General features: G+C 49.6%; 24 protein-coding genes. 12 read left to right on the forward strand and 12 right to left on the reverse strand.

Annotated features, from left to right (window positions below; genetic code table 11):
- Nucleotides 1–264: 264 nt before the first annotated feature.
- Nucleotides 265–846 carry an HDIG domain-containing metalloprotein gene (locus C5S61_RS11730; protein ID WP_110515245.1) on the reverse strand — a complete coding sequence of 194 codons (582 nt, stop codon included), beginning with the start codon at nt 844–846 and terminating at the stop codon, nt 265–267.
- A gap of 189 nt (nt 847–1,035) precedes the next feature.
- Nucleotides 1,036–1,287 carry a hypothetical protein gene (locus tag C5S61_RS11735; protein ID WP_054533626.1) on the reverse strand — a complete coding sequence of 84 codons (252 nt, stop codon included), beginning with the start codon at nt 1,285–1,287 and terminating at the stop codon, nt 1,036–1,038.
- A 153-nt stretch (nt 1,288–1,440) separates the two neighbouring features.
- Here C5S61_RS11735 and C5S61_RS11740 point away from each other — a divergent pair, with 153 nt between their 5' ends.
- Nucleotides 1,441–2,646, forward strand: a complete 1,206-nt coding sequence (locus tag C5S61_RS11740) for a trehalase family glycosidase (RefSeq protein WP_110515246.1) — start codon at nt 1,441–1,443, stop codon at nt 2,644–2,646.
- Nucleotides 2,647–2,771: 125 nt separating this feature from the next.
- On the opposite strand, the gene C5S61_RS11745 is transcribed toward C5S61_RS11740, so the two are convergent.
- Nucleotides 2,772–4,103, reverse strand: a complete 1,332-nt coding sequence (locus C5S61_RS11745; RefSeq protein WP_110515247.1) for a M20/M25/M40 family metallo-hydrolase — start codon at nt 4,101–4,103, stop codon at nt 2,772–2,774.
- Between the two features lie 263 nt (nt 4,104–4,366).
- Here C5S61_RS11745 and C5S61_RS11750 point away from each other — a divergent pair, with 263 nt between their 5' ends.
- Entirely contained in the window at nt 4,367–5,029 is a 663-nt protein-coding gene (locus tag C5S61_RS11750; RefSeq protein WP_110515248.1) for an N-acyl amino acid synthase FeeM domain-containing protein, read from the forward strand.
- A gap of 31 nt (nt 5,030–5,060) precedes the next feature.
- The gene (locus tag C5S61_RS11755) at nt 5,061–5,285 is read left to right on the forward strand and encodes a hypothetical protein (RefSeq protein WP_110515249.1); all 225 of its coding nucleotides are present in this window, start codon (nt 5,061–5,063) and stop codon (nt 5,283–5,285) included.
- Between the two features lie 80 nt (nt 5,286–5,365).
- Here the strand turns inward: C5S61_RS11755 and C5S61_RS11760 are convergent, their stop codons facing one another.
- Entirely contained in the window at nt 5,366–5,956 is a 591-nt protein-coding gene (locus C5S61_RS11760) for a rhodanese-like domain-containing protein (RefSeq protein WP_110515250.1), read from the reverse strand.
- Nucleotides 5,957–6,287: 331 nt separating this feature from the next.
- Here C5S61_RS11760 and C5S61_RS11765 point away from each other — a divergent pair, with 331 nt between their 5' ends.
- The 4 genes from C5S61_RS11765 (at nt 6,288) to C5S61_RS11780 (ending at nt 10,611) form a co-directional block, all read left to right on the forward strand.
- Nucleotides 6,288–7,925, forward strand: a complete 1,638-nt coding sequence (locus C5S61_RS11765) for a DHA2 family efflux MFS transporter permease subunit (RefSeq protein ID WP_110515251.1) — start codon at nt 6,288–6,290, stop codon at nt 7,923–7,925.
- A gap of 176 nt (nt 7,926–8,101) precedes the next feature.
- Nucleotides 8,102–8,947, forward strand: a complete 846-nt coding sequence (locus tag C5S61_RS11770; protein WP_110515252.1) for a substrate-binding periplasmic protein — start codon at nt 8,102–8,104, stop codon at nt 8,945–8,947.
- 82 nt (nt 8,948–9,029) lie between these two features.
- On the forward strand, nt 9,030–9,833 hold the full coding sequence (locus tag C5S61_RS11775; protein WP_110515253.1) for an amino acid ABC transporter permease: 804 nt from the start codon (nt 9,030–9,032) through the stop codon (nt 9,831–9,833).
- On the forward strand, nt 9,823–10,611 hold the full coding sequence (locus tag C5S61_RS11780; RefSeq protein WP_110515254.1) for an amino acid ABC transporter ATP-binding protein: 789 nt from the start codon (nt 9,823–9,825) through the stop codon (nt 10,609–10,611). The genes C5S61_RS11775 and C5S61_RS11780 overlap by 11 nt, the downstream gene beginning before the upstream one ends.
- On the opposite strand, the gene C5S61_RS11785 is transcribed toward C5S61_RS11780, so the two are convergent.
- From C5S61_RS11785 to C5S61_RS11805, 6 genes are all read right to left on the reverse strand, one after another.
- Nucleotides 10,608–10,916, reverse strand: coding sequence for a hypothetical protein (locus C5S61_RS11785; protein ID WP_110515255.1), 309 nt, complete (start codon nt 10,914–10,916; stop codon nt 10,608–10,610). The two genes, C5S61_RS11780 and C5S61_RS11785, sit on opposite strands and share 4 nt — an antisense overlap.
- Entirely contained in the window at nt 10,916–11,422 is a 507-nt protein-coding gene (locus C5S61_RS11790) for a hypothetical protein (RefSeq protein ID WP_110515256.1), read from the reverse strand. The genes C5S61_RS11785 and C5S61_RS11790 overlap by 1 nt, the downstream gene beginning before the upstream one ends.
- A gap of 3 nt (nt 11,423–11,425) precedes the next feature.
- Nucleotides 11,426–11,557: a hypothetical protein gene (locus C5S61_RS27420; RefSeq protein WP_276309105.1), complete on the reverse strand. Its 132-nt coding sequence runs from the start codon at nt 11,555–11,557 to the stop codon at nt 11,426–11,428.
- The gene (locus tag C5S61_RS11795; protein ID WP_110515257.1) at nt 11,554–12,654 is read right to left on the reverse strand and encodes a M24 family metallopeptidase; all 1,101 of its coding nucleotides are present in this window, start codon (nt 12,652–12,654) and stop codon (nt 11,554–11,556) included. Before C5S61_RS11795 ends, C5S61_RS27420 begins: the two co-directional genes overlap by 4 nt.
- Nucleotides 12,655–12,710: 56 nt before the next feature.
- Nucleotides 12,711–13,571, reverse strand: a complete 861-nt coding sequence (locus tag C5S61_RS11800) for a class I SAM-dependent methyltransferase (protein ID WP_164689400.1) — start codon at nt 13,569–13,571, stop codon at nt 12,711–12,713.
- 142 nt (nt 13,572–13,713) lie between these two features.
- A complete protein-coding gene (locus tag C5S61_RS11805; RefSeq protein WP_110515259.1) occupies nt 13,714–15,279 on the reverse strand; it encodes a glycosyl hydrolase family 18 protein in 1,566 nt (521 codons plus the stop codon).
- Nucleotides 15,280–15,888: 609 nt separating this feature from the next.
- Between C5S61_RS11805 and C5S61_RS11810 the strand changes: the two genes are divergently transcribed.
- Complete coding sequence (locus tag C5S61_RS11810; RefSeq protein WP_110515260.1) at nt 15,889–16,335, forward strand: response regulator; 447 nt, start codon at nt 15,889–15,891, stop codon at nt 16,333–16,335.
- 40 nt (nt 16,336–16,375) lie between these two features.
- Here C5S61_RS11810 and C5S61_RS11815 read toward each other — a convergent pair whose 3' ends face one another.
- On the reverse strand, nt 16,376–18,190 hold the full coding sequence (locus C5S61_RS11815) for an ABC transporter ATP-binding protein (protein WP_110515261.1): 1,815 nt from the start codon (nt 18,188–18,190) through the stop codon (nt 16,376–16,378).
- 164 nt (nt 18,191–18,354) lie between these two features.
- On the opposite strand from C5S61_RS11815, the gene C5S61_RS11820 reads away from it, so the two are divergent.
- From C5S61_RS11820 to thrS, 4 genes are all read left to right on the forward strand, one after another.
- Nucleotides 18,355–19,311: a hypothetical protein gene (locus C5S61_RS11820; RefSeq protein WP_205701387.1), complete on the forward strand. Its 957-nt coding sequence runs from the start codon at nt 18,355–18,357 to the stop codon at nt 19,309–19,311.
- 496 nt (nt 19,312–19,807) lie between these two features.
- A complete protein-coding gene (locus tag C5S61_RS11825; RefSeq protein WP_110515262.1) occupies nt 19,808–20,416 on the forward strand; it encodes a hypothetical protein in 609 nt (202 codons plus the stop codon).
- A gap of 176 nt (nt 20,417–20,592) precedes the next feature.
- On the forward strand, nt 20,593–20,817 hold the full coding sequence (locus tag C5S61_RS11830) for a hypothetical protein (RefSeq protein ID WP_110515263.1): 225 nt from the start codon (nt 20,593–20,595) through the stop codon (nt 20,815–20,817).
- Between the two features lie 113 nt (nt 20,818–20,930).
- On the forward strand, nt 20,931–22,745 hold the full coding sequence (gene thrS / locus C5S61_RS11835) for a threonine--tRNA ligase (RefSeq protein ID WP_110515264.1): 1,815 nt from the start codon (nt 20,931–20,933) through the stop codon (nt 22,743–22,745).
- Nucleotides 22,746–22,793: 48 nt separating this feature from the next.
- Here the strand turns inward: thrS and C5S61_RS11840 are convergent, their stop codons facing one another.
- The gene (locus tag C5S61_RS11840) at nt 22,794–23,333 is read right to left on the reverse strand and encodes a PIN domain-containing protein (protein WP_110515265.1); all 540 of its coding nucleotides are present in this window, start codon (nt 23,331–23,333) and stop codon (nt 22,794–22,796) included.

Below are 23,333 nucleotides of genomic sequence, written 5' to 3' on the forward strand. Positions count from 1 at the left end.
AGGCAAATACAGCACAGCGTTGAGCAGATACAGCGGTTGATTAGCAGGGATAGTGCCAGAAATTGCGCGAAGTTGCCTAGTTAATCAAGCGATTTAGCCGATTGGAATGCTGAGGAATGAAGTTTAATGGCCAACTCATGCTGCAACTACATGTTAATGGATGTTCAAAGATAAAATGTTTGTAACCACGAAGAGCACGAAGAAGCACGAAGTTACGTATTCGCATTTAGCGATTCTTCGCGTTCTTCGCGGTTAGGTTGAAAGCTAAATTCCATTCAAGCCTAGGGCGACCGCATTGCCGCGCAGAGCCGTAATCACTTCCTCAATCAAGGTTTCGAGCGGCACATCGAGTTCTTGCGCACCGCGAATAATATCCTCGCGATTGACGGCGCGGGCAAAGGCTTTATCCTTCATCTTCTTTTTAACTGAACTGACTTCGACGCTGTGCACGCTCTTATCGGGCCGCACTAAGGCCACGGCGGTGACAAAACCTGAGAGCTCATCGACCGCATAAAGCGTTTTTTCCATGGGCGTGTTGCGCTCAACATGGCAATAATCGGCATGTGATAAAATAGCGCGACAAATCTCCTCGCTCCACCCGAGTTCACGGAGCACCCGCACTGCTTCGGAGGGATGTTCGGCTGTAGGAGATTGGGCAGCATTGGGAAAACGCTCATAATCGAGGTCGTGAATCAGGCCTACAGTTGCCCAAAGCTCGGCATCAGCCTGTTGACGTTGCGCCATATGACGCATGGAGGTAGAAACCGCAAGGCAGTGTTTGCGCAAACTTTCGCTTTGGACCCATTCAGCCAGCAATGCTTCGGCGGCAGCATAACTATTGACCATCGAGATCTCCTAAAAATAGCTAGCAGATTGTAGCAAGTTGCGGGAGCTAAAAAGCAAAGAACACAGAACCAACTCGTTCTATGTTCTTCTTGTATCAATCGCTCCAGCCATATCCACGCAAATGAAACACGAGGCACTGGAAAACGCATTTGGGGTTATAGATGGGGCATTGGCGTTGCCAGCAAAGGTTTATAAGCCTTCGCCATCAAGCCATGCTTGAACCGCAGCATCATCAGCGCCGGTCTGACCACCTGAGATATAGCGAAAACGTTCGCCATAGCCTTCCATAATATCGTTGCGCTTTGCTTCGGTATCAGCGTCGGAAGCAGTGTCATCAATGCTGATTACACTACCCGACTCAAGATCGAGATAACAACTAATCGTCGTATCGGCGGTGCGCAAGGCCTCCAGAATTTGTGCGCGGTCAATGGGCGCAGCCATGGTTGAGTCCTCCTAAGGGTTAGTTGAACGTCGTGGTTCAAACATAGCTTAACATACAAACGTGCCCCAAACGGAACAATGGAGCGCGGTAGTACGTGCGGCATCGCGATCATACTACAGCACACGGTAGAAGTCAAAAAGAACAGGAAGCGTATGCGACAGCCTGCAATCACGCAGTACATCGATACTTATTGGGACAAACTTGTTCGTCAACAGCCGGAAGATCGAAAAACCCTAATTGGCTTGCCCCATACGTTTATGGTGCCAACCCACGACCCAACTTTTCAAGAAATGTTTTATTGGGATAGTTTCTTTATTGCCTTGGGCTTGGGTGGCACGCGCTACGAAGCAGCGATTGTGGGCATGGTTGAAAATATGGCCTATCTCTATCAGCGTTTTGGGGTAATTCCCAATGCCAGCCGCTATTATTTTCTTTCGCGCAGCCAACCACCGTTTTTCACTCAATTGATTTGGCTGGCCTACCAGAGCAAACAGGCTGCTGGCGATGCAGATTGTGCAACCTGGCTGCAAACCATGATGGCCTTGGCCGAGCAAGAGCATGCCAGTGTTTGGTTGGCAACTGCGCACCCGCATCAGCGCCAAGTGCATCGCGGCTTGTCGCGCTATTTTGATATTAATTATCTCGATACCTTGGCCTGCTGTGAAAGCGGCTGGGATCATTCAACCCGCTGCAATGGCCAATGGATGAGCCATTTGCCAGTTGATTTGAATAGTATTTTGTATCTGCGCGAGTGTGATTTTGCCCAAGCTGCTCGTTTGCGCGGCGATCAAGCGGCGGCTGAACAATGGGAAGAACGCGCCGCCGAACGCGCCGAAACCATGCACGCAGTCTTTTGGGATGCAGCCAGCGGCTTTTTCTACGATTACAATTATCTCAACGAAGAACGTGATTTGGAAAACCCCTCATTGGCTGGTTTTTACCCACTGTGGGCTGGCTGGGCAAGCGCAGATCAAGCGGCGCAGGTTGTTGAACAATGGCTACCCCAATTTATGCGCTCTGGTGGCTTGGTCACCACGCTCAAAACCCATTCAAGCTATCAATGGGCAAGCCCCAATGGTTGGGCACCGTTGCAATGGATTGTGGTTGAAGGTTTGCTGCGCTATGGCTATCAACAACAGGCTCGCGAGGTAATGCAAGCTTGGTGCTCGCTCAACGAAACAGTTTTTGAGCGCACCAATGCCATGTGGGAAAAATATAACGTGGTTGATCCAGCAGGCGAGGTTGAAGGTGGCAAATATGGCTCGTTGCCAGGCTTTGGCTGGTCGAATGCAGTCTATCTCGATTTCAAGCGCCGCGTAGAGCAAACGACGATTGAACGTTGGCAACTTGGTGGCTAATTAGATTCCCTTGCCCCAACCCCTCGTCCGTGACTCGGGCGAGGGGCTTTTGTATGTGTGGTGTGTACATGAACTCGCTTTGGAGCGCTGGAACCTCAACAGTTCTCTCATTCTGTCAAAATTAGCTAGCCAACATTATTAATCAGATATTCGATCAAGCGCGCCATCGATGTTAGATCGGCTAAAGCCACGTGTTCATTAATGACCCGTACATTGCTATCTGGGCGCTGAATACCCATTGCCACAGCTGGCACATTCATACCTGCGGTAAAGAAGTGTAATGGCACCGAGAAGGGCGCAAGCGGCACAACTTGCGGGGTAGCACCATAGACCTGCTCAACTGCGGTTGCCAAGGTATTTAATAAGGGCGTGCTTAGGGCATTCATGGCAGGTGGATACGCGCCTTTGACAATTTCCAAATGCACATCGTGGAAATCGGCGCTATTGAGATGCTCGCGCAACAACCGCACAACTTCGGTTGGCCGTTGTTCTGGCACAAGGCTAAAATCGAGCAGCACTTCGGCACTCGCCGGAATCGTTGGGGCGGGGCTATGGCCAGTATCAACGGTTAAATCGGCAACATTGCACGTTGGGTTGAAGGTTTCGGCGCGAGCCAAGCCAGCACCACTCATTCCGAATAAGAATTGAGGCATGCCCCATGCCTTCAGTCGCGTCGCTTCATCAAGCTGCAAACCACGGGTGAGCTTATTGGCCTCGCGCGAAGGTGGCACAACCGCATCATAAAAGCCGTCAATCGTGACTTCTTCACCATCATTTTTAATCTTATTAACTGCCCAGATCAGCCGCCAAGCAGGGTTTGGCACGCTGGTGGCCATATCTGCGCCAATCGGAATTTTGGCTCCCTCAGCGCGTAAACGCACCAACAAGCGCCCACGCACCCCAGCATACAGATACGGCAAGCGTGCATGATCAAGCGTGCCACCATAACCCATAACTAAATCGGCAGTTAAATTGTTGGCTTGATCGGCAATCAAATTGGCCAACGATGGACTACCACTCAGGCCATCGCCTTCAATTAAAAAGGTAATGCCAACTGGTAGCTCGCCAGTTTCGGCCAAAATATGGGCCACTGCTGCAATCCGTGCCGCTAAATTGCCTTTATCGCTGGCAACACCACGCCCGTACAATAGGCCTTCGCGCTCGGCCAAGGTAAACGGCTCATGAAACCAATCACGCCAAACGCCAGTTGGCATCACATCGTAGTGATTAAAAAAGAGCAAGCGTTGAGCGCTTTTGCCAGCCCGATGGGCTAAAATAATCGGCGCACCTTCTGTCGGGTGAACGCTAACCTGAAAACCAAGGCCACGCAAAAGATCAGCAATCGGCGGCGCAGCGTGTTCTAAGGCCGGTTCGTCGCCAGTAACACTTGGTAAGGCTACCAAGGCACGGACATAATGCAAAATTAGGTCATCGAGAGTGGATAGGGGAGCAACCACGGAGCTTCCTCGCAATCGCACGCCGAACAATATCAAGCGGGTATCTTCATTATAACGGATAACCGCCAAGCCAAAACGACAATCACTAGCAGACTTTGCCCCAATCAGCGAATGTCAATAGCGAAGTTCAGCCATGGGTAAACCAATTCAGCCAAAATTGATCATAAGCAAGGGTCAAATTCAGCCAAAAAATCCCACTAGCCTAGCGATAACAAGGCTTGATAGTTTTGACTGTGGTTTAATTGTTGCTGTGGAGGATACCTATGATCGAGCTTAAATTAGCCAATCGCCACCAACTTGCGACAACCAGTACGCAGATTCAGATTCGCCCACTGCATTCATTTGCTGAATTCAAGCAGGTCTTGGATTTGCGCTATCGCGGCTATGGCCATTTTGCTACGCCTGCGCAAGCGCTTGATGCACTCGACATGGCTGAGCATAGTTTAATTTTGGTGGCAGAGTTGGCCAAGCGCGGGATTGTTGGCACGTTGCGGCTGCTCGATGGCAGGCGTGGCCCAATTGAGCTTGAGCAATTTGTGCCAATTAACCCGCTTCCCCAGCTGCATCAGCGCTCGTTTGTGGAAGCAACGCGCTTTACGATTCGCCATTGTCGTGAATTATTGACAGTTAAATTACTTTTATGTAAAGCATTATGGATGTATAGCCTGCAACAAGGCCATGAGTATCTGGTGATTTCGTCAACCCAACGCTTGCGAGCGTTTTACCGCATGCTGCTATTTGAGGATCTAGGCGCTGCGGGCGTGTATCGACACCCAACCTTAGGCCAAAGCGAACATCGCACGTTTATCTTGCCAGTGCAGACGGCGCTTGAGCGCTATCGCGCAGTGCAACACCCGCTCTATGAATTTATGCAGCAGCCACAACCAAATATTAGCCTTGCGCCAAATAATACTCGTTATAATTAATCGCAATTGATTCAACCTAGTGGAGTAACTCATGATTCTTTCGGGAACCCGACCAGCGGTCATTCATAGCGTCCAAGCGGTTAGCTTGCATGGCAGCGTTTTTTATGATGTGATGTTTGCCCACGATGAGCAACCTGAGCGTTTGATCAAAGCGCGGCTTGGTAGCGAAGTGATGTATGCCAACCCACAAGTTGGCGATTTGGTAACGATTAGCTACCTGATGAATATGCCAACCCAAGTTAGCAAACGCGACTAGGAAGCTAGAAAAATCCCCTCACCCCAACCCCCTCTCCCAAAAAAATGCGGGAGAGGGGCTTTAACACCGTATTATTAACATCAACCGTTGACTAGCCCATTGTGTTCACGCAAATCGCCATCAGCAACAGCTTGCGGCGCAGCAGTTGGCAAGCGATTGTAGGGCAATTTACTCAGCAGCGTGCCCATAGCACAGGTGTCGGTCAGCGCTGAAAAGGTTAATCCTGCACCGATTCCGGCGGCAACCCAGCGCAAACGTGGCCAAACCAAGCTGCCAAGCATACTGGTTAAGACAATCCCGCCAGCTACGCCACGCACTTGGCGCTCCAACGCCCAGCGTTGACGACCACGCTTAACCGTTTCGCCAGCGGCCAGCCACGCTTGAATGCCACCATCAAGAATATGCAGGCTCGGCACATCGACGTGCTGTAATATATTCGCTGCTTGCTGCGAACGCTGACCACTGCGGCAGACTAGAACGACTGGGGCTTTGAGGGTTGCGCTCAGCTGTTGACTTTGCTGCGCAAGCTGATCAAGCGCCACATGCAGGCTGCCAGCAATATGCAGGCTTTCAAATTCGGCGGCAGTGCGCACATCAAGCAACACCAGCTCGTTGCCAGCTTGAAGATACTGTTTAACATCTTCAACAGTGAGAATAAATGCTAATTCCATGCCCACAACTCCATAAGTACAAAAAAAGTCGTTAGGCACTCTCATTACACGGTTTGCGCTGGTTCTGGAAGACTTTCCAGCATGTGAGTAGGCTTGGTTCGTGGGACAAGCATAACGCTCTACGTTTAGTATACCCTAAATTTTTTCATGCTAACGTTTTGCGTTCTGTTCTGGCTTGACAAACAAATTTTTCGGCGTACCATTTGATTAGTTAGATTAACTAAGCAAATAGTTGCAATCTATCAGCAGTAGTTTGCATGGTCGCAAGCACCCACAGACTGCTGTTTTTTGATGTGGACGAATTTGGACAGGCTAATTGCGAGGGTATTTCATGGCAGCGACAGCGCAAAATTCAGAGCAATCACCAAAAGGTGGGCTTGACTACAAATGGAAGGTATTAATTTCGGTGATATTCGGAATCTTCATGGTGATTCTGGATACGACTGTCGTCAACGTGGCATTTCGCACGGTGCAGCAAGATCTCGGGGCCACGATCAACGAAGCTCAATGGATTTTGAGCATTTATGTGTTGATGTTGGGAATTAGCACGCCAATTTCGGGCTACATGGCCGATCGTTTTGGCCTCAAACGCACCTATGTGATTGGGCTTTCGATCTTTGTGTTTGGCTCGTTTTTGTGTGGGGTTGCGCCAACGATTGAAACCCTCGTGATTGCGCGGGCAATTCAGGGGCTTGGCGGTGGTTTATCGACTCCGCTTGGCACGGCATTCATCTATGGTGCGTTTCCACCCAACGAGCGTGGTAAGGCCTTAGGTGTGTTTGGGATTGCCATGGTGCTCGGGCCGGCGTTGGGGCCAATTTTGGGTGGATTGTTAGTCGATAACGACCTCTGGCGCTGGATCTTTTTCATCAATGTGCCAATTGGCATTCTTGGGGTCAGCTTGGCAGTACGCTGGCTCAAACCAACTCCGCCAACAGGCAAGCCCAAACTCGACGTTTTAGGCCTGATCACCTCAACCGTTGGTTTTGGTGCTGTGCTCTATGCAGCCACGATTGCCGCCGAACAAGGCTGGGATTCGGGCAACGTAACGCTGTGGTTTATCATTGGTGGCATTAGCTTGGTCTTGTTTGGCTTAATCGAATTGTTCGTCGCCAAAGAGCCATTGCTGGATTTACGCTTATTCAAAAAGCCAACCTTTGCCATGGCCAATTTGGTTGGCTGGGTCAGCGTTTTGGCCTTGTTTGGCGCAGAATTTTTGTTGCCCTTGTATCTGCAAGTGTTGCGGGGCCGCACAGCCTTAGAAACAGGTTTTATCTTGCTGCCATTAGCAGTAGCCGCTGGTTTTGCTACGCCAACCGCTGGCCGCTTGTACGATAAAATTGGCCCCCGCCCATTGATCGTTACTGGCTATGCGATTTTGATTTTGAATACGTGGCAACTTTCGCAGCTTCAAGCAGATACCTCAATTGGCTGGATTATGTTTTTGCTGGCGCTGCGCGGCTTGGCACTGGGCATGACCGTCCAAACAACCTTCGTCACGGCACTTTCGGATGTTGATTTGCCCAAAGTACCCCGCGGCTCAGCCTTGATCAATGCGACACGCCAAGTCATTCAATCGATTGGTGTGGCGGTGTTGGCAACGATTCTGGCCAGCACAACCTCGGTTGCAACCAAAGAATTTCAAGAAGAATCGCAGGCACGGGCTGCTGAAAATGCTCAGGCAGGAATTCATACGCCAGCATTTGGCTTGTGCGAAACGCCGGGCGTTGATCCGGCCAACAATTTGCCAGCAGGCGTGGCGCAAGCTCCAGCCGAAGTGCAAAACCAAGTTCGCAGCAGCATTCAAACCGCTTGTTCTGAACAAGTTGCTGGTTTCGAAAAAACCTATCACTTCACCTTCTATGTCGCGATGGTCGCGCTGATCCTTGGCTTGTTCTTGCCTGGCTGGCCGCTCAAATGGGCTGGCAGAGGTGGCAATGCAGAATCGGCGGTGGCTGCTGGTCACTAGGAGATAACAGCATAACGATTACCGCAATGGCGCAGAGTCTTAATTTGGCTCTGCGCCTTTTGGTTAATTACATTCATTGCACAGAGGCTAATTAATCGCATTTTTGGCCTAAAACTTGTAAACCAAGCCAGTCATTGACGGTATAATACCAACTCTATATCAGGAGGAACTTACAGATGAAACGCCTCAATCTTGTGGCTCTGTTGAGCCTGCTGTTGGTTGTGCTGGGAGCGTGTGGCTCGGAAGCAGCAACCCCAACGACAGCACCAACGACTGGTTCAAGCACTGGTTCAACGACCGCTCCCGCAACTGGCAAAATCGATCTTGCTGGCCGCGAAGTAACCATCGCCGTCGAAAACTTGTACCCACCATTCAACTATATCAACCCCCAAACGGGCAAAGGCGAAGGCTGGGATTACGACGCGTGGAATGCGATTTGTGCCGAATTGAACTGTAAACCAGTTTACAAAGAAGCCTCATGGGAAGGCATGATCCAAGCGGTCAGCAATGGTCAATTCGATGCTGCTGCCGATGGGATTACAATTACCCCAGACCGAGCCAAAGAAGTGGCCTTCTCAGATGGCTATATTAAAATTAGCCAACGCTTGTTGGTGCGCAGCGATGAAACCCGCTTCGCCAGCATGGACGAATTCGCCAAAACCGAATTTCGTTTAGGCACCCAAACTGGCACCAGCAACTACGAAACCGCCAAAGGATTGCTGCCAGAAGCACGCATCCAAGGCTTTGAAACCTTCCCGTTCGCGGTCGCAGCCTTGATCAACGGTGACGTTGACGCGGTGATTATGGACGAAACCGCTGGCCAAGGCTATGTTGGCAATAACAGCGAACAATTGAAGTTGGTTGGCGACCCAATTAAGAGCGATGAATTGGGCTTTATCTTCCCAAAAAACAGCGATTTGGTTGCGCCAGTTAATGCCGCCCTCAAAACGCTGCGCGAAAACGGCAAGTTGGCCGAGCTGGAAAAGAAATATTTCAGCGCCGATTTCAAATTGCCCGAATAAGCTTTCTTAAGCTTCAGTGGTGTGGCCCAGGCTACACCACTGAGTTATTCCATCCTCGCCTATGGATCAACAAGGAGTCCGAATGGCTGCTGACCTTCCGCCTTCAACCTCGCTGAAACCTCCAACCAAAAAACGCTTTAATTGGCGCACATTTCCTTGGTGGCTGGTCGCAATTGGTCTGATCATCGCCTACATGGGCTTTCGGATTATCAGTGACCCTGTATATACCCGGATCTTCGAAACGATTCTGACCGGACTTGGCGCAACGCTGATGGTCACAGTTATTTCATTTATTTGTGCATTAATCTTAGGTTTATTGCTTGGGCTAGGGCGGGTTTCGCGTAACGTACTCATCCGCAATCTCTCAATTGGCTACATCGAATTTATTCGCGGTGTGCCCATTTTGGTGCTGATTTTTACGATTTCATTTGCAATCGTGCCTGCCTTATCCAATGGACTTGGGTTGAATGCCAGTAATGTTTCGCTGACAGTTCGGGCAATTATTGCCTTAGTATTGATTTATGCGGCCTATATTGCCGAAATTTTTCGCGCTGGCATCGAATCAATCAGCCGTGGCCAGATGGAAGCTGCTCGTTCGTTGGGCTTGACTCATGGGCAAGCGATGCGTTATGTCATCTTACCGCAAGCATTTCGCAACGTGCTACCAGCCTTAGGCAACGATCTGATCGCTATTCTCAAAGATTCGTCGTTGGTTTCGGTCTTGGGCGTGCGCGAAATAACCCAAGTTTCACGGCTTTCGGTTAGCTCGTCGTTTAAATACGAAGAAACCTACTTTATTCTGACCGCCTTTTATTTGACCATGACTTTAGTGCTTTCATTGCTGCTGCAATGGTTGCAACGAAAGATGAGCAGCAATGTCCACTAAACTTGCCACTGCCAACCAACCAATGATCAGTATCAGCAATGTTAGCAAGTTTTTTGGCGATTTTCGAGCCTTAGACGATGTGAGCCTCACGGTTGATCGCGGCGAGGTGTTGATGATTGTTGGGCCTTCTGGCTCAGGCAAATCGACCTTATTACGCTGTATCAACTATCTCGAAGTACCTGATGCTGGCGAGATTATTATCGATGGCAAGCATGTCACGCCTAAAGAAATCGATGGCAAGTTTGTCAGGCTCAAAGAACGGGGATTAAACGCAATTCGTGCCGAAGTGGGCATGGTATTTCAGCGCTTCGAGTTGTTTCCGCATCTCACGGTATTGGAAAATATTTGCTTGGCGCAGCAAAAAGTGCGCAAAAGCTCACGCAGCGAAAGCGAAAAGGTTGCCCGTGGCTTGCTCGAAAAAGTCGGCATCCCAGAGCAAGCCAACAAATATCCACCCAAGCTTTCTGGCGGCCAACAACAACGGGTGGCAATTGCGCGCTCGTTGGCGATGCAACCAAAAGTCATTCTGTTCGATGAGCCAACCTCGGCGCTCGACCCAGAGATGATCAACGAAGTGCTCGATGTGATGTTGACGCTGGCCAGCGAAGGCATGACGATGGTGGTGGTTTCGCACGAAATGGGGTTTGCGCGCAAGGCAGCGCATCAAGTGGTCTTTATGGATGGCGGCACAATTGTCGAGCAAGGTACGCCCGACCAAGTGTTTGGCGCACCGCAACATGAACGCACCAAGCTATTCTTATCGCGGATTTTGCACTAAACGCTAGCTAAGGCCAAAATCATGGCCCACACACCCAAGCCGCTAATTCCCAGCCAACGATGCCAACGCGAGCTAGCGCGCCGAAAGGGAAATAAGGCCAGAATTGGCAGAATTAAACTTGCCAGCCACCAACGTTCCTGTTGATACCACCACGCCCACGCTACGGCTGCACCAGTGCTGAGCCATGTGGCAAAAAAAAGCGCATGATGCAGCCAACGCCAACGCCCCAAGCGCAAGTGCAAATATTGCACACTTGCACCAAGCGCCAAGGTACCACAATAGACCGCGCAAGCCAGATAGAGCATTATTTCAGTTGCTCGGCTACATCGGCTAGCGCTTTTTGCAAGCGATCAAGATAGCCGTTGAATGGGGCTTGGTTGAGGTCAATCGTAATTGGCACATTCAAATCGACCGCCACGCTGGTCGAAATTGCTACGGTTTGGTTGAAGGTAATCGGCACGTTGGTCGAAACTGGTATCGTCACATCAATTGGCACAGGGATCGTCAACGAGCCAAAGCCAGTATCAACTGGCAATTCAATCGTATCTTTGATTTTAACTGAGGTATTGATTGGAATATCCAGCGATTGATTGATCGGCACATCAAGCTTGATCGGCACAGTTTGATTGATCGGCACTTGATAGACCAATGGCTCACGACGTGCTTCATCAAGCGCAGTTTGCAATTGGCTTAGTTGTTGGCTAGCGGTTGAGCGCACCTGAAACAGCGTGCTAATGGTCCAAACATGCAGCGCCAACGAACCGATCACCAATAATACTAAAGTCCATAATGAAACACGTCGTTTTTGCATATGCTACTTTCTGGTGGCAGAACGTCGCCGCCACCACCAAATGCCCAAAATTCCCACCAGATTGCCTGCGCCAAGCGCCAGAATCATAGCCCACAGCGGTATATCTTGGGCTACAGCTTGTGCCAACACGATCATTTAACAATCAACTCCCGTGGAAAGTTGGTCAAACATTCTGCGCCATTGGCGGTCAACAACACATCATCTTCAATTCGCACGCCGCCAATTCCGGCAACGTAGGTGCCAGGCTCAACTGTAAAAACCGTGCCAATGGGTAAGGCCACTTTGTTGGTGCTGGCAATATAGGGCGGTTCGTGAATTTCCATGCCCAAGCCATGGCCAGTACGATGGATGAAGTAACGGCCTAATTCTGCATCTTCAACGACTTGGCGCGCCAAACGATCGACCTGTGCGCCACTCATGCCTGGTTTGGCTCCAGCGCAAGCAGCCCGATTGGCGGCTAAAACCGTATCATAGAGCATACGTTGTTGCTCAGTTGGCTCGCCTACGCTCACCGTGCGGGTAATATCCGAGCAATAGCCGCGATACAAAGCGCCGCCATCGAGAATCACCAGATCGCCAGTTTGAATTTGGCGCTCGCCGGTGGTGTGATGCGGATTAGCACTATTTGGGCCACTCGCTACAATCGTGGCAAACGATGGGCCTTCGCCACCAGCAGCTTGCATGGCTTCTTCCCAAATACGGGCAATTTCGCGTTCAGTTCGGCCCGGCTGAATCGCCTCGATTGCCGTTTTCAGCCCAGCCTCGACAATGCGCACGGCCTCGCGCATCAACTCAATTTCATCGCTGCCTTTTTGCATACGCAAGCTGGCAATCGCCGCGCTGGCATCAATGCTATGGATTCCAGCAACTTCTTCTAAGGCTCGCAATTCCATCACGCGCATCGTCGTGTATTCTACGCCAACCGTGCGACCAATCAAGCCAGCGGCAGCGTTGCGCAAGGCATTCATCGGGCCTTCATCATCGCTCCATGGAAACCAACGCACCGCAATCTCGCCGCTATATTCGTCTAAAGCACGCGGTTGCTCCAAGGCTGGCAACACAATATTGATGCTTTGGGCATCGGCAGCGATTAACGCCAAGGCCAAACGCTCGCTCAAATGCAAGCTCAAACCAGTAAAATAGTGTAAATTAGCTCCAGGCATCAGCACCACATAATCCATCCCTTGTGGGCGGGCAGCGCTGGCCAACCGTCGAATTCGCACACCACTCATTATCCAAACCTCCACCAAGATAGAATATGCTCAGTATAGCACTCTCACTCAAGAATTTAGGCAGGCTTACGGCCTAGCGCCAGCAACTCCAAATGGTTGGAATAGAAGCTTGGTTGGTTGAACATACTAGCTGGATTTGTTGGATCAATCAATGTTTCAACTTGGGCCAGCATTGTTGGCTCAAGCTCTGCCTCAACATGGTGCAGCAAATCAATTAAATACTGATGCATAAAGGTTTGTTCATCAACGCTCAAAGGATATTGGTGATCGATGGTATACGAACGCATTGCGCATTCGCTCAAGCCAGCATCAGTGAAATAACCCAGCAAATTACGCCCAAGCTCATATTTTTGCAACTTAATCGGCTCATCGGCAATATCAGCCAATTGGGCATTGCGAATTGCTAGCTCAATTTCCGGCGGCCATGGCAACACATGATGATGCATTGTATCGTTTTCCAGAATTGCCACCCAACCGCCAGGCTTGGTTACCCGCGTCAACTCGGCGATTGCTGCTTGCGGCTCGGGCAAGCTATACAAACTATGTGCACACCAAATGAGATCAAAATAATCATCAGACCATGGCAACTGACGAATATCAACTTGCTCAAAGCTGACGCGCTGGGCAACCTTTGTTGCACCAATTGCGTTTTGGGCCAAATGCAAATAGGCGGGCGACGCATCGGCAGCAACAACCCTGCCACTTGTGCCAACCCGTTGGGCAAGTAAAGCTGAATAAAATCCATCGCCACTGCCGAGATCCAGCACCATCATGCCTTCATTCAGCGGCAACGAATCGACAATTGCAACCAACGAAACTGCACACGCTCGATGAAATGCTTGCAACATGGGGGCATACGCTGGTAATTCATCATCGCCAAGCGCAGCTTCATTGCCAAATGCATGCTCTGCTGCCATCGCACTACTCCTTGCCATCAACAAATGCTAGGCTGGTTAAATCAAGAAGCATACCGCAAATGAGCTTGTTGGATTATTAAAAACCAAATGACGCAAGCATTGCTGCCTGCGCCATTTAGCCTCACCGATATGAGTTTGAAAACTAGCGACCTTGATAGAGCGAGTTGATCAATTCGCCATCAGTGGTGTCGCCGCTTAATTCCCAGAACATCGTGCCGCCAAGACCCTTTGCTTTCACATAGTCGGTCTTGACTTTCATAATGGCTGGATCATCGTAAGTCCAGAATTGGCCGTTGCCGTAGAGCCAAGCAGCGCCAGCAGCGCTATTTGAGTAGCGGGTCAACCCTTTGGTTTTGAGCACTTTGTAATCTTCGATGCCTGCTTCGTAGGTGGCTGGAGCAGCCGAGCCAGGTTGGAACAAACCATTGTTGGTGCTTGGCACATTTTGCCAGCCGCGACCATAGAATGGCACGCCAACCACAACTTTATTGGCTGGAGTTCCACCGTTCAACCAAGCATTCACGCCTGCGTCAACCGAGTAGATTGGGCCTGGATCGCCAGCGATTGAGTACAAGTTTGATTGGAAGTTGGTGTTGGCTTCCCAAGCACCGTGCAAGTCGTAGGTCATAATGTTGATGAAATCGAGGTATTGGTGAATCTGACCAACTTGAATCTTAGCGATTTTAGCTGGGTCTGCTGGAGCAGCAATCGTCAACAGCAAGCCTGGGCGAACTGCATTCAATTGGCTGCGGAATTCGCTCAACAAGGCGGTGAAATTTTGGGTATCTTCTGGGCGGAAGTTACAGGTGTTGCCACATGAACCTGGATATTCCCAGTCAATATCGATGCCATCGAATACGCCAGCCCAGCGTGAATCCTTGATGAACAAGTCAACACATGATTTGACGAAGGCAGCGCGGTTTGCTGGCAACGCAGCATCCGAGAAGCCAGCCGACCACGTCCAACCGCCCAACGAAATCATCACTTTCAAGTGGGGGAATTCTGCTTTGAGCTTGCGCAATTGGCCGAAGCTACCGCGCAATACGCCAGTATCCCAGGTGTCGGCTACTCCATCGACGCTTTCAGCAGCGCTATATGCTCGATCATAATCGGCGTAGGTGTCGCCCAATTGGCAGCGGCTATTGACAACATTGCCAAACGCATAGTTGATGTGAGTCAACTTAGCAGCTGAACCGCTGGTTTTGATGTTGCGCACGTGATAGTTGCGACCATAGACACCCCATTCGGCGAAGTAGCCGATGATGCGCTTGCCGCCGCCTGGCGTGGTGGTTGCGGTTGGCAACACAGGCGTTGCCGTTGCTGGGCGTGGGGTTGCGGTTGGGTTGTTCGGCGTTGGGGTTGCAGTGCCTGGTCGCGGCGTTGCGGTCGCAGGTCGCGGCGTTGCCGTTGCTGGCCGTGGGGTTGCGGTTGGATTATTGGGAGTTGCGGTTGGATTGCTTGGTGAAACCGCACGCCACAACGCTGGCACATCAACCGGATTCCAATTGGGCAATGAGGTGTGGGCTTGAATACATTCATATTCGCCACCAGCATAACTTACCCGATTGCCAATCGCATAGGCGTGATTGTTGCCATCCCAGGCTGGGGCAGCAGCTTGAACTTTTTGCTGACTCAAACCCATCAGCATAACAAGAACGGGAATTAAGATAAAGGCTAGGAACCGAAAACGACGATGGATCACATTCATAATCGTCACTCCTTCGTGCTTATCGAGAGTTCATCCGTCACGAGCGTTCCAAAATGCTAGCCAACTCAGAGGGTTACTAAATAATTTCATTGGAATTACAAAGACTTTAACTGATTTTTAAACATTTGTCAAGGGTTTTAATTAACAAAATTTAAGCTCCTGCACACAGCGAGGTCATGCTGTTAGCAAGCATTTTGGGCTAAACGTCGGTTAGGCAATCAGGTTGAATCGATCACAGCAATCAATTATCTGCATATATTCATAAAGTAATTATTTAAATTGATTAATAAATATCAATTAGCATGGCATTCATGCTAAAAATGTAAGTTTTAGCCTCAAACAGGCTATTTAGCTCAGTACAGAGTAAAAAGCATTTTTTGCAGCAGATTATTGATTAAATTGGGCTTGGGCTGAAGTGAGCTATGCTATAATCAAGCGCACTGAGAGCAGCATCGCCGTAAACAATCACCTTCTGCAATTCAAGCATCGAATTAATCAACGAATCAGCCAATTTCTACGCTAGTGTGCCGCTAAAGCCGCCAATGTAGCCGATTTGGTATATCAATATTCTAGTAATAGAATGGTCTGGTCTGGAGCAAGGAGTCTGGCATGTTAGCCAATGTGTGTCTGGTGGAGAGTACCCGGGTTCTACAAATTATGGCCAAAACCCAATTTCGCGGCGCAGAGCAATTGTTAACTCAATTCAATTTATCAACTGCAATTAGCATTTGCAGCACCAGTTTTCAGCTATTGCAATGGCTTGAATATCAACCGCAAAGCTATGCGCGCTTGATTTTAATTGATCAACGCTTGGCTGACGGCATAGGCATTGCCGAGCTAATGCCACAAATTCGTTCGGAGCATTTCAAGCATCGGGCCTTGGCCGATGATGCCAAAATTATTGGCTGGAGCCGCGATGAACAAGCCCAAGAATTGTTCTATCGGGCGGGACTTGATGGCTTTATTTCCAAAAATCGCCAATCGCATCAATTGATTCGCGATATTGTGACCGTATTTGCCAATCAGACCGAACAACCGTGGCTGCAACTGACTTAAACAAATGCGCCACCAGTTGATGCTGGTGGCGCATTGCATTTTAGGCCAAAACTGCTTGCTCAATCGGTGGCAACGAGCTTTCGTAACGAGCAAAGATGCGGCGATAATGGTTGGATGTGCGCAGCAAGTGTTCGTGATCGCCTGCCGCCACAATTCGCCCACCATCGAGCACCAAAATCACATCGGCCCAGCGAATTTGCGAAAGTCGATGGGTAATCAATAAGGTAGTTCGGCCACGTTGGGCCTCGCGAATTGCGCGTTGAATCTGGTCTTCGGTCGCGCTATCAATCGCGCTGGTCGAATCATCCAAAATCAAAATCCGTGGATTGCTCAAAAAGGCACGGGCCAAGGCGATGCGTTGGCGCTGACCACCAGAGAGGGTTACGCCGCGCTCGCCAATTTCGGTATCGTAGCCATTGACAAACGAGCTAATAAAATCGTGAGCTTGGGCGGCCTTGGCGGCTTCGATAATTTGTTCGCGAGTGGCGTTGGGCGCACCAAAAGCAATATTCTCGCCAATTGTGCGCGAAAACAAGAACACATCTTGCTCGATTTTGGAGATTTGCGAGCGCAAGGTATCGAGATTCCACTCGCGCACATCAATGCCATCGATTAATACGCGGCCTGCTTGCACATCGTAGGTGCGGTTGACCAATTGGGTCAGCGCACTTTTGCCAGAGCCAGTTTGGCCGACAATTGCCACGGTTTGGCCGGGCTTTACGCTGAACGAAACATCATGCAAAATTGGCTGGGCTTCGTAGCCAAATTGCACATTTTCGAAGCGTAGCTCACCTTCAATCGTTGCTTGATGGCCGGTAACATTCTCGTCAAGCTCGGTTTCTTCCTTGATCACATTCAGAATCCGGCCTGCGCTGGCAATACCTGTTTGAACCAAGGTAAAGGCAAATAACGAGATGAAGGTTGGGAAGCGCAACAAGCCAATCAAGCTCATTACGGCAATAATATCTTCGATCTTAATGCGACTTTGATTGAACAAAATCATTGAGTGCAAAAAGGTTAAACCGAAGGTAATGCCAAACAGCAACAATGGAATATAGCGGGCTTCGATGCGCCCTTGTTGCACAAATAAATCGCGGAAACCACGAGCGTGGCGGCGATATTTAAGCCGTTCAAAGCCTTCACGGGCGCTCGCTTTGACCACTTCAATCCCCGAGATGGTTTCTTCGAGGCCAGCATTCAGCTTGCCAAATTGCTCGCGCTGCTCAGCAATAACGGGGTTTAAGCGCCGCACATAGCGCCGAACAGCGATGATATAACAAGCCACAAAACCAAGCGGGATTAAGAGCAATTCAACTTTGATAAAACCTACATATGCCAGTGGAACCACAATCCCCAAAATGCTTTCAAAGATCATGGTGCTGCCAGGCACGATCATGCTGGCAAGCTGGCTGGTATCGTCGGTGGCGCGGGCCATCAAATCGCCGACGCGTTGGCGATCGTGGTAGGCTTGGCTTTTGCCCAACAAACTGGTATACAATTCTTCGCGGGCATCGGCCTCGAAGCGAGCAGCAATAGTTTCGCCAGCCAAACTGCCGAACCACAAACAAAAGCCATCAGCAACCAAAAGGGCCAAAATAATCAGCGACATTCTTAATAATAGCGCAGCGTCGAAGGGTAGAGGCAAGCCGTCAGCATCGAAGGATACATTAAACAAGCCCGCAACATCGCCGATTACGACTCGCGCTTGCGAGTAGGTTACCCACGAGCCAAGAAAACAGATTAACACTACACAGGCTAAAAACCAATAGCGCCAAACATGCGCTATAATCCAGCGAATTGGGCTACTCCGTGGGTAGCTATATTCATGTTCAACCGAAAATTCACGTTTGGCCATTAGGTACTCCCAGATTTAGCACACGATGGCATCGTTTGGCCATCAATCTCGCCATCATTTGATCGTATGCCATCCAACACATTAGAGCTACAGTCTAGCTTAACCAAGTTTGGCCAAGCTGAGATCGGTCTATCTACTGATTCGCTCGTTGTTTGGAGGAAAAAATGCGTCGTCTGATTGGAGTATTAGCGATCGGCATGATTGTGCTTGGAGCTTGGCCACAAGCAAGTTTTGCCCATAACCTATGTTTTGAGCAAACAGGCTTTTGCTTGCAAGAGCCATTTAGCGATTATTGGGATGCCAATGGTGGCCTACCAGTTTTTGGCTATCCGCTTGCAGCAGCTGCCGATGAGGTTAATCGTGATACAGGCCAAACCTATCATACTCAATGGCTTGAGCGCAAACGCTTCGAAGTGCACCCAGAAAACGCTGGCACACCCTATGAAATTCTGCTTGGGCTGCTTGGCAAAACCCGCCTCGAGCAACTTGGGCGGGCAATTGAGCCAACAGTCGAGGCCAAGGATGGCTGTCTGTGGTTCAAAGAAACTGGGCACAATGTTTGTGATCAGGCCCAAGGCATAGGCTTTAAAAGCTATTGGCAAAGCCATGGCCTGAACATCAATGGCTTGAGTGCCTATGAGCGCTCGTTACAATTATTTGGCTTGCCCCTAAGCGAAGCCAACGTTGAAACCAACGCCAACGGCGACACGGTAATAACCCAATGGTTTGAGCGTGCGCGATTTGAGTGGCATCCCAATAATAGCGCTGAATTTAAGGTTTTGTTGGGTTTGTTAGGCAAGGAAGTCAGCACGTACTCAGCTCCTGAACCAAATCCAAGCAATACTCCAATGCCAACCAACACGCCAACAGCAACACCAACAGCACACCCAATTACCCTAACGCCAACCGAAACTCCATTGCCACCACAAGTCAAAGATAGTGATGGCGATGGAATTCCTGATCATCGTGATGAGTGTCCTCGTGATGCAGGTGTGCCATCACGCAACGGCTGCCCCTATACGCCAACCTCACTGCCAACGCCAGAGCCAACCAGTTCACCGCAACCACCACCGCCAACGCCCAGACCGCCAATACCTGCACCGATATTGCCAAACCCCTAGCTTGCCATGCTATTCAAACAGTTTTGGCTAGCGAGGATAGATCGAGAATAATCCAATAATTGTGCTTTAGGGAATGCAGGGAGATTAAAGCTCGCTGCATTCCCCAGCTTGAGGCGGGGCGAAGGAGTGGCGATCATGATAAACGGCTATTCATTCAAAGGGCTGATTGACGAAGAGCGCCAAGGTATGGTAGCATCTAGCACAATTGAATAGCCGAACAGTGATGAGGCCATGTTGTTTGGGTAACACCATCAGGGAAGCAGCGCCATAGATTGCGAGCGTTGCTGGCACGCAACCAAACAATACCCCCTCTGAGTTCATCGCCGAACGCTCCTAGCTAGTAGATCGATGCGTTTTGTCCCCGCTACCGGACAACTTAAGCAAATTAGTGCTTGCTAATTTGGAAATTAGGTGGAACCACGAGGTTTATATTTGCCTTCGTCCTATGTGTGTTGGACGGGGCATTTTTGTTTAACCGCGCTCTAGGAGGTTTTGTATGGGTTATGGCTATGGCTATGCACCACCACCGCCACCACGCCGCCGCCGCGGTTGTCTGTTTGGTTGTTTAACAACGCTGACTGTGTTGGTTTTTTTGGTTTTGGGTGGCTTGTTGGGAGTCTATTTCTATTTACGCCCCATGCTCAGCGAGCAAGCAGGCAACACCTTGGGCGGCCAACTCGAACAGCAAATTGATCGCAAGCTCGATGAGCAACTTGGCGGCCCCAACAGCGAAATTCCTGCTGGTTTTCAAGGCACTGTCCAAGTGACTGATAGCGAAATCAACCAGTTTTTGCAGGCCAATCCCAATGAAATTAGCCCATTGGATAGTGCGACGGTACGCTTTACACCAGGCCGTTTGGGCGCAACTGTTGGCGCGTATGGCATAACTGGCACAGCAACAGCAGGCGTGCAAGTAACTACCGATGGTCGGGTTGATGTTGTTGATGCCCAAATTGATGGCGCACTTGGCTTCTTGCTTGACCCAGAGCAATTATCTCAAACCTTAGAGGCCAAGCTCAACAATCAACTTGCTGCCAATGGCCAACGAATTACCGCAATCGAGGTGAGCGACGGCGTGCTAACCGCCACCGTTGAAGCACAATAACCAAAGGATGAATTATGAGGGATGAGGGATGAAAATATGGCTGATCCGCAAAAGATTTTGGATCTAGCACAAATTTCTTCATACTTCATCCTTCATCCTTCATAATTCCAGAAGGGGGGTGATCGTTCTGGACGAAAGTGATACTGACACCATCAATCACTTAAAGGAGCAGAACTATGGTGGAATACTTAATTGCCTATGCCCCGGTTCAGGGCGACGCTCCCTGTGCTGCCGAAGCTCGTGAATGGTCGGATCGGGCGGCGATGGAAGCCGAACTCCAAGCTGAGGGCTGGCACTTGATCGAAAGCGCTGAATATCGCGCTGCAATGCTCAAATTAGTCTATCAACGCGATTTGGCGCAACGCCCAGAAGCCCCGCGCCATCTCATGCCGTGTTGGTAAGGTTATAAGGATGAATTATGAGGGATGAGGGATGAAATAGCTAAGATTCCGAGCGAAATATGAGTTTCATCCTTCATAATTCATCCTTCATACTTTTATTGAGGAGTTTCCCAATGGCACCAGTTAACCCAGATAATGATCCACTGTATCGCTTGCGTCACTCGACGGCGCACGTGTTGGCCCAAGCTGTACTTGAAATTTTCCCTGAGGGCAAAATTGCAATCGGCCCGCCAGTTGAAAATGGCTTTTATTACGATTTTGATTTGCCACGGCCATTAACGCCAGATGATCTCAAAGACATCGAGGCCAAGATGCGCAAAATCATCAAGGCCAAACATCGCTTTGCCTATCGTGAAGTTTCGGCAGATGAAGCCCGCGAATTGTTCAAAGACCAGCCCTACAAGCTCGAATTGATCGCTGGTTTGGCAAAGGGCGAAGATGAATATGGCGAAAAAGCCGCCGCCGCCGACACGATCATCTCGACCTACAAACATGATTCGTTTGAAGATTTATGTAAAGGCCCACACGTCGAAAGCCTGAGCGAAATTCCCGCCAATGGCTTTAAGTTGTTGCGGGTTTCGGGCGCATATTGGCGTGGCGATGAAAAACGCCCAATGTTGCAACGGATCTATGGCACGGTTTGGCCATCGAAAGAAGAGCTTGATCATTACTTGTGGCAGCAAGAAGAGGCCAAAAAACGCGATCACCGCAAGCTTGGCCGTGAGTTAGGTTTATTTACCTTCTCGCAAAAAGTCGGCGCTGGCTTGCCGTTATGGCTGCCCAAGGGCGCAATTCTGCGTGATGTGCTTGAGCGTTTTCTTCGCCAAGCGCAAATCGACCGTGGCTATTTACCAGTCGTCACGCCGCATATGGGTAAGATCGATCTCTACAAAACGAGCGGTCACTGGTACACCTATCGCGATGGTATTTTCCCACCAATGAGCGAAATTGCCAATGACGACCCGGAAAATCCCGAGGGCGAAATTTATCTGCTCAAGCCGATGAACTGCCCACATCACATCGAAATTTATGCCAGCGAACCACGTTCGTATCGCGATTTGCCCTTGCGCTTGGCCGAGTTTGGCACGGTCTATCGCTATGAGCATAGCGGCGAATTAACCGGCTTGCTACGAGTGCGCTCGTTCACGGTCGACGATTCGCACTTGTTTGTCACGCCCGACCAACTTGAAGCAGAATTTTTGAAAGTTGTTGACTTGATTCTGTTTGTCTTTGGCACGATGGGCTTGAAGGACTTCCAAGCGCGGGTTGGCTTGCGCGAGGTCGGCAATCCCAAGTACATCGGCTCTGACGAAGTGTGGGAAAAAGCCCAAAACGCGATTATTAATGCTGCCGAAAAGAAGGGCTTGAATTATGTGGTGGTTGAAGGCGAAGCAGCATTCTACGGCCCCAAACTCGACTTCATCTTCCGCGATGTGCTTGGCCGCCAATGGCAACTTGGCACGGTGCAAGTCGACTACAACTTGCCAGAGCGCTTTGAAATTGAGTACACGGGCGAAGATGGTCAAAAGCATCGGCCAATTATGATTCACCGTGCGCCATTTGGCTCAATCGAGCGTTTTGTAGGCACGTTGATCGAACAATATGCAGGTGCATTCCCGGTCTGGTTGGCACCAGTTCAAGTCACGTTAGTGCCGATTACCGACCGCCACGTGGCGTATGCTGAATCAGTGGCAGCCAAACTTAATGCTCAAGGCTTGCGGGTTGAAGTTGATGCCAGCAACAACCGCATGAATGCTAAAATTCGCGATGCCCAAAAGCTGAAAATTCCGTATATGTTGGTGGTTGGCGATAAAGAAGAGGAAAACGGTGCTGTCGCGGTACGCCAACGCGCTGGCGGCGACCTCGGCTCAATCAGCGTCGATGAGTTCATCGCCCGCATCAAGGATGAAGTGGCGAACTACCAATAATTTAGCGGCTGCCGCAAGCGATCAGCAATCTGATCGCTTGCGGTTTTTTTATTTACGTGGTCGTGGAACTAGTGGAGTTAAGGAATCGGGATCACGAGAAATATTAAGATCGAGCCTTTCGTTATTTTTTAAATTCCGATCACCAGTTAATATCTCAGGCTCAAATCGCTTCATTTTTCGATAATAATTTGCAATGTATAGAATCATTGCGTCACCAAAGGAAATTTTTTGTTTAGCTAAACCCTTCCACATTTCCGATATTTTTTGTAATTGTTGTTCTAAAATAGTATGTTCGGTAAAGGCTATCCAAGGACTATCACCAGATAATTGTCTTTTTAAGATATCTAAAAATGGCATTGCAATTACATTTCTATCATACTCGTTTTTTATCTGAGCAATATGGTTACCAGTTTCAATAATTGTGGCTAATGGTAAAACGATTGTTTCCTGCTTGCGAATAATTTCTTGAATTTTTTGATCGGCCTTTGAGTAATCCCAAAATATATCATTACTTCCACAAGTATCTTTACCTGGAATTTTCAGATAGACACATAATACCGAGGTGTCCATAATATAAATTTTTCGCAT

The sequence above is a fragment of the Herpetosiphon llansteffanensis genome, from assembly GCF_003205875.1.
In the GTDB taxonomy this organism is placed as follows: Bacteria; Chloroflexota; Chloroflexia; order Chloroflexales; family Herpetosiphonaceae; genus Herpetosiphon; species Herpetosiphon llansteffanensis.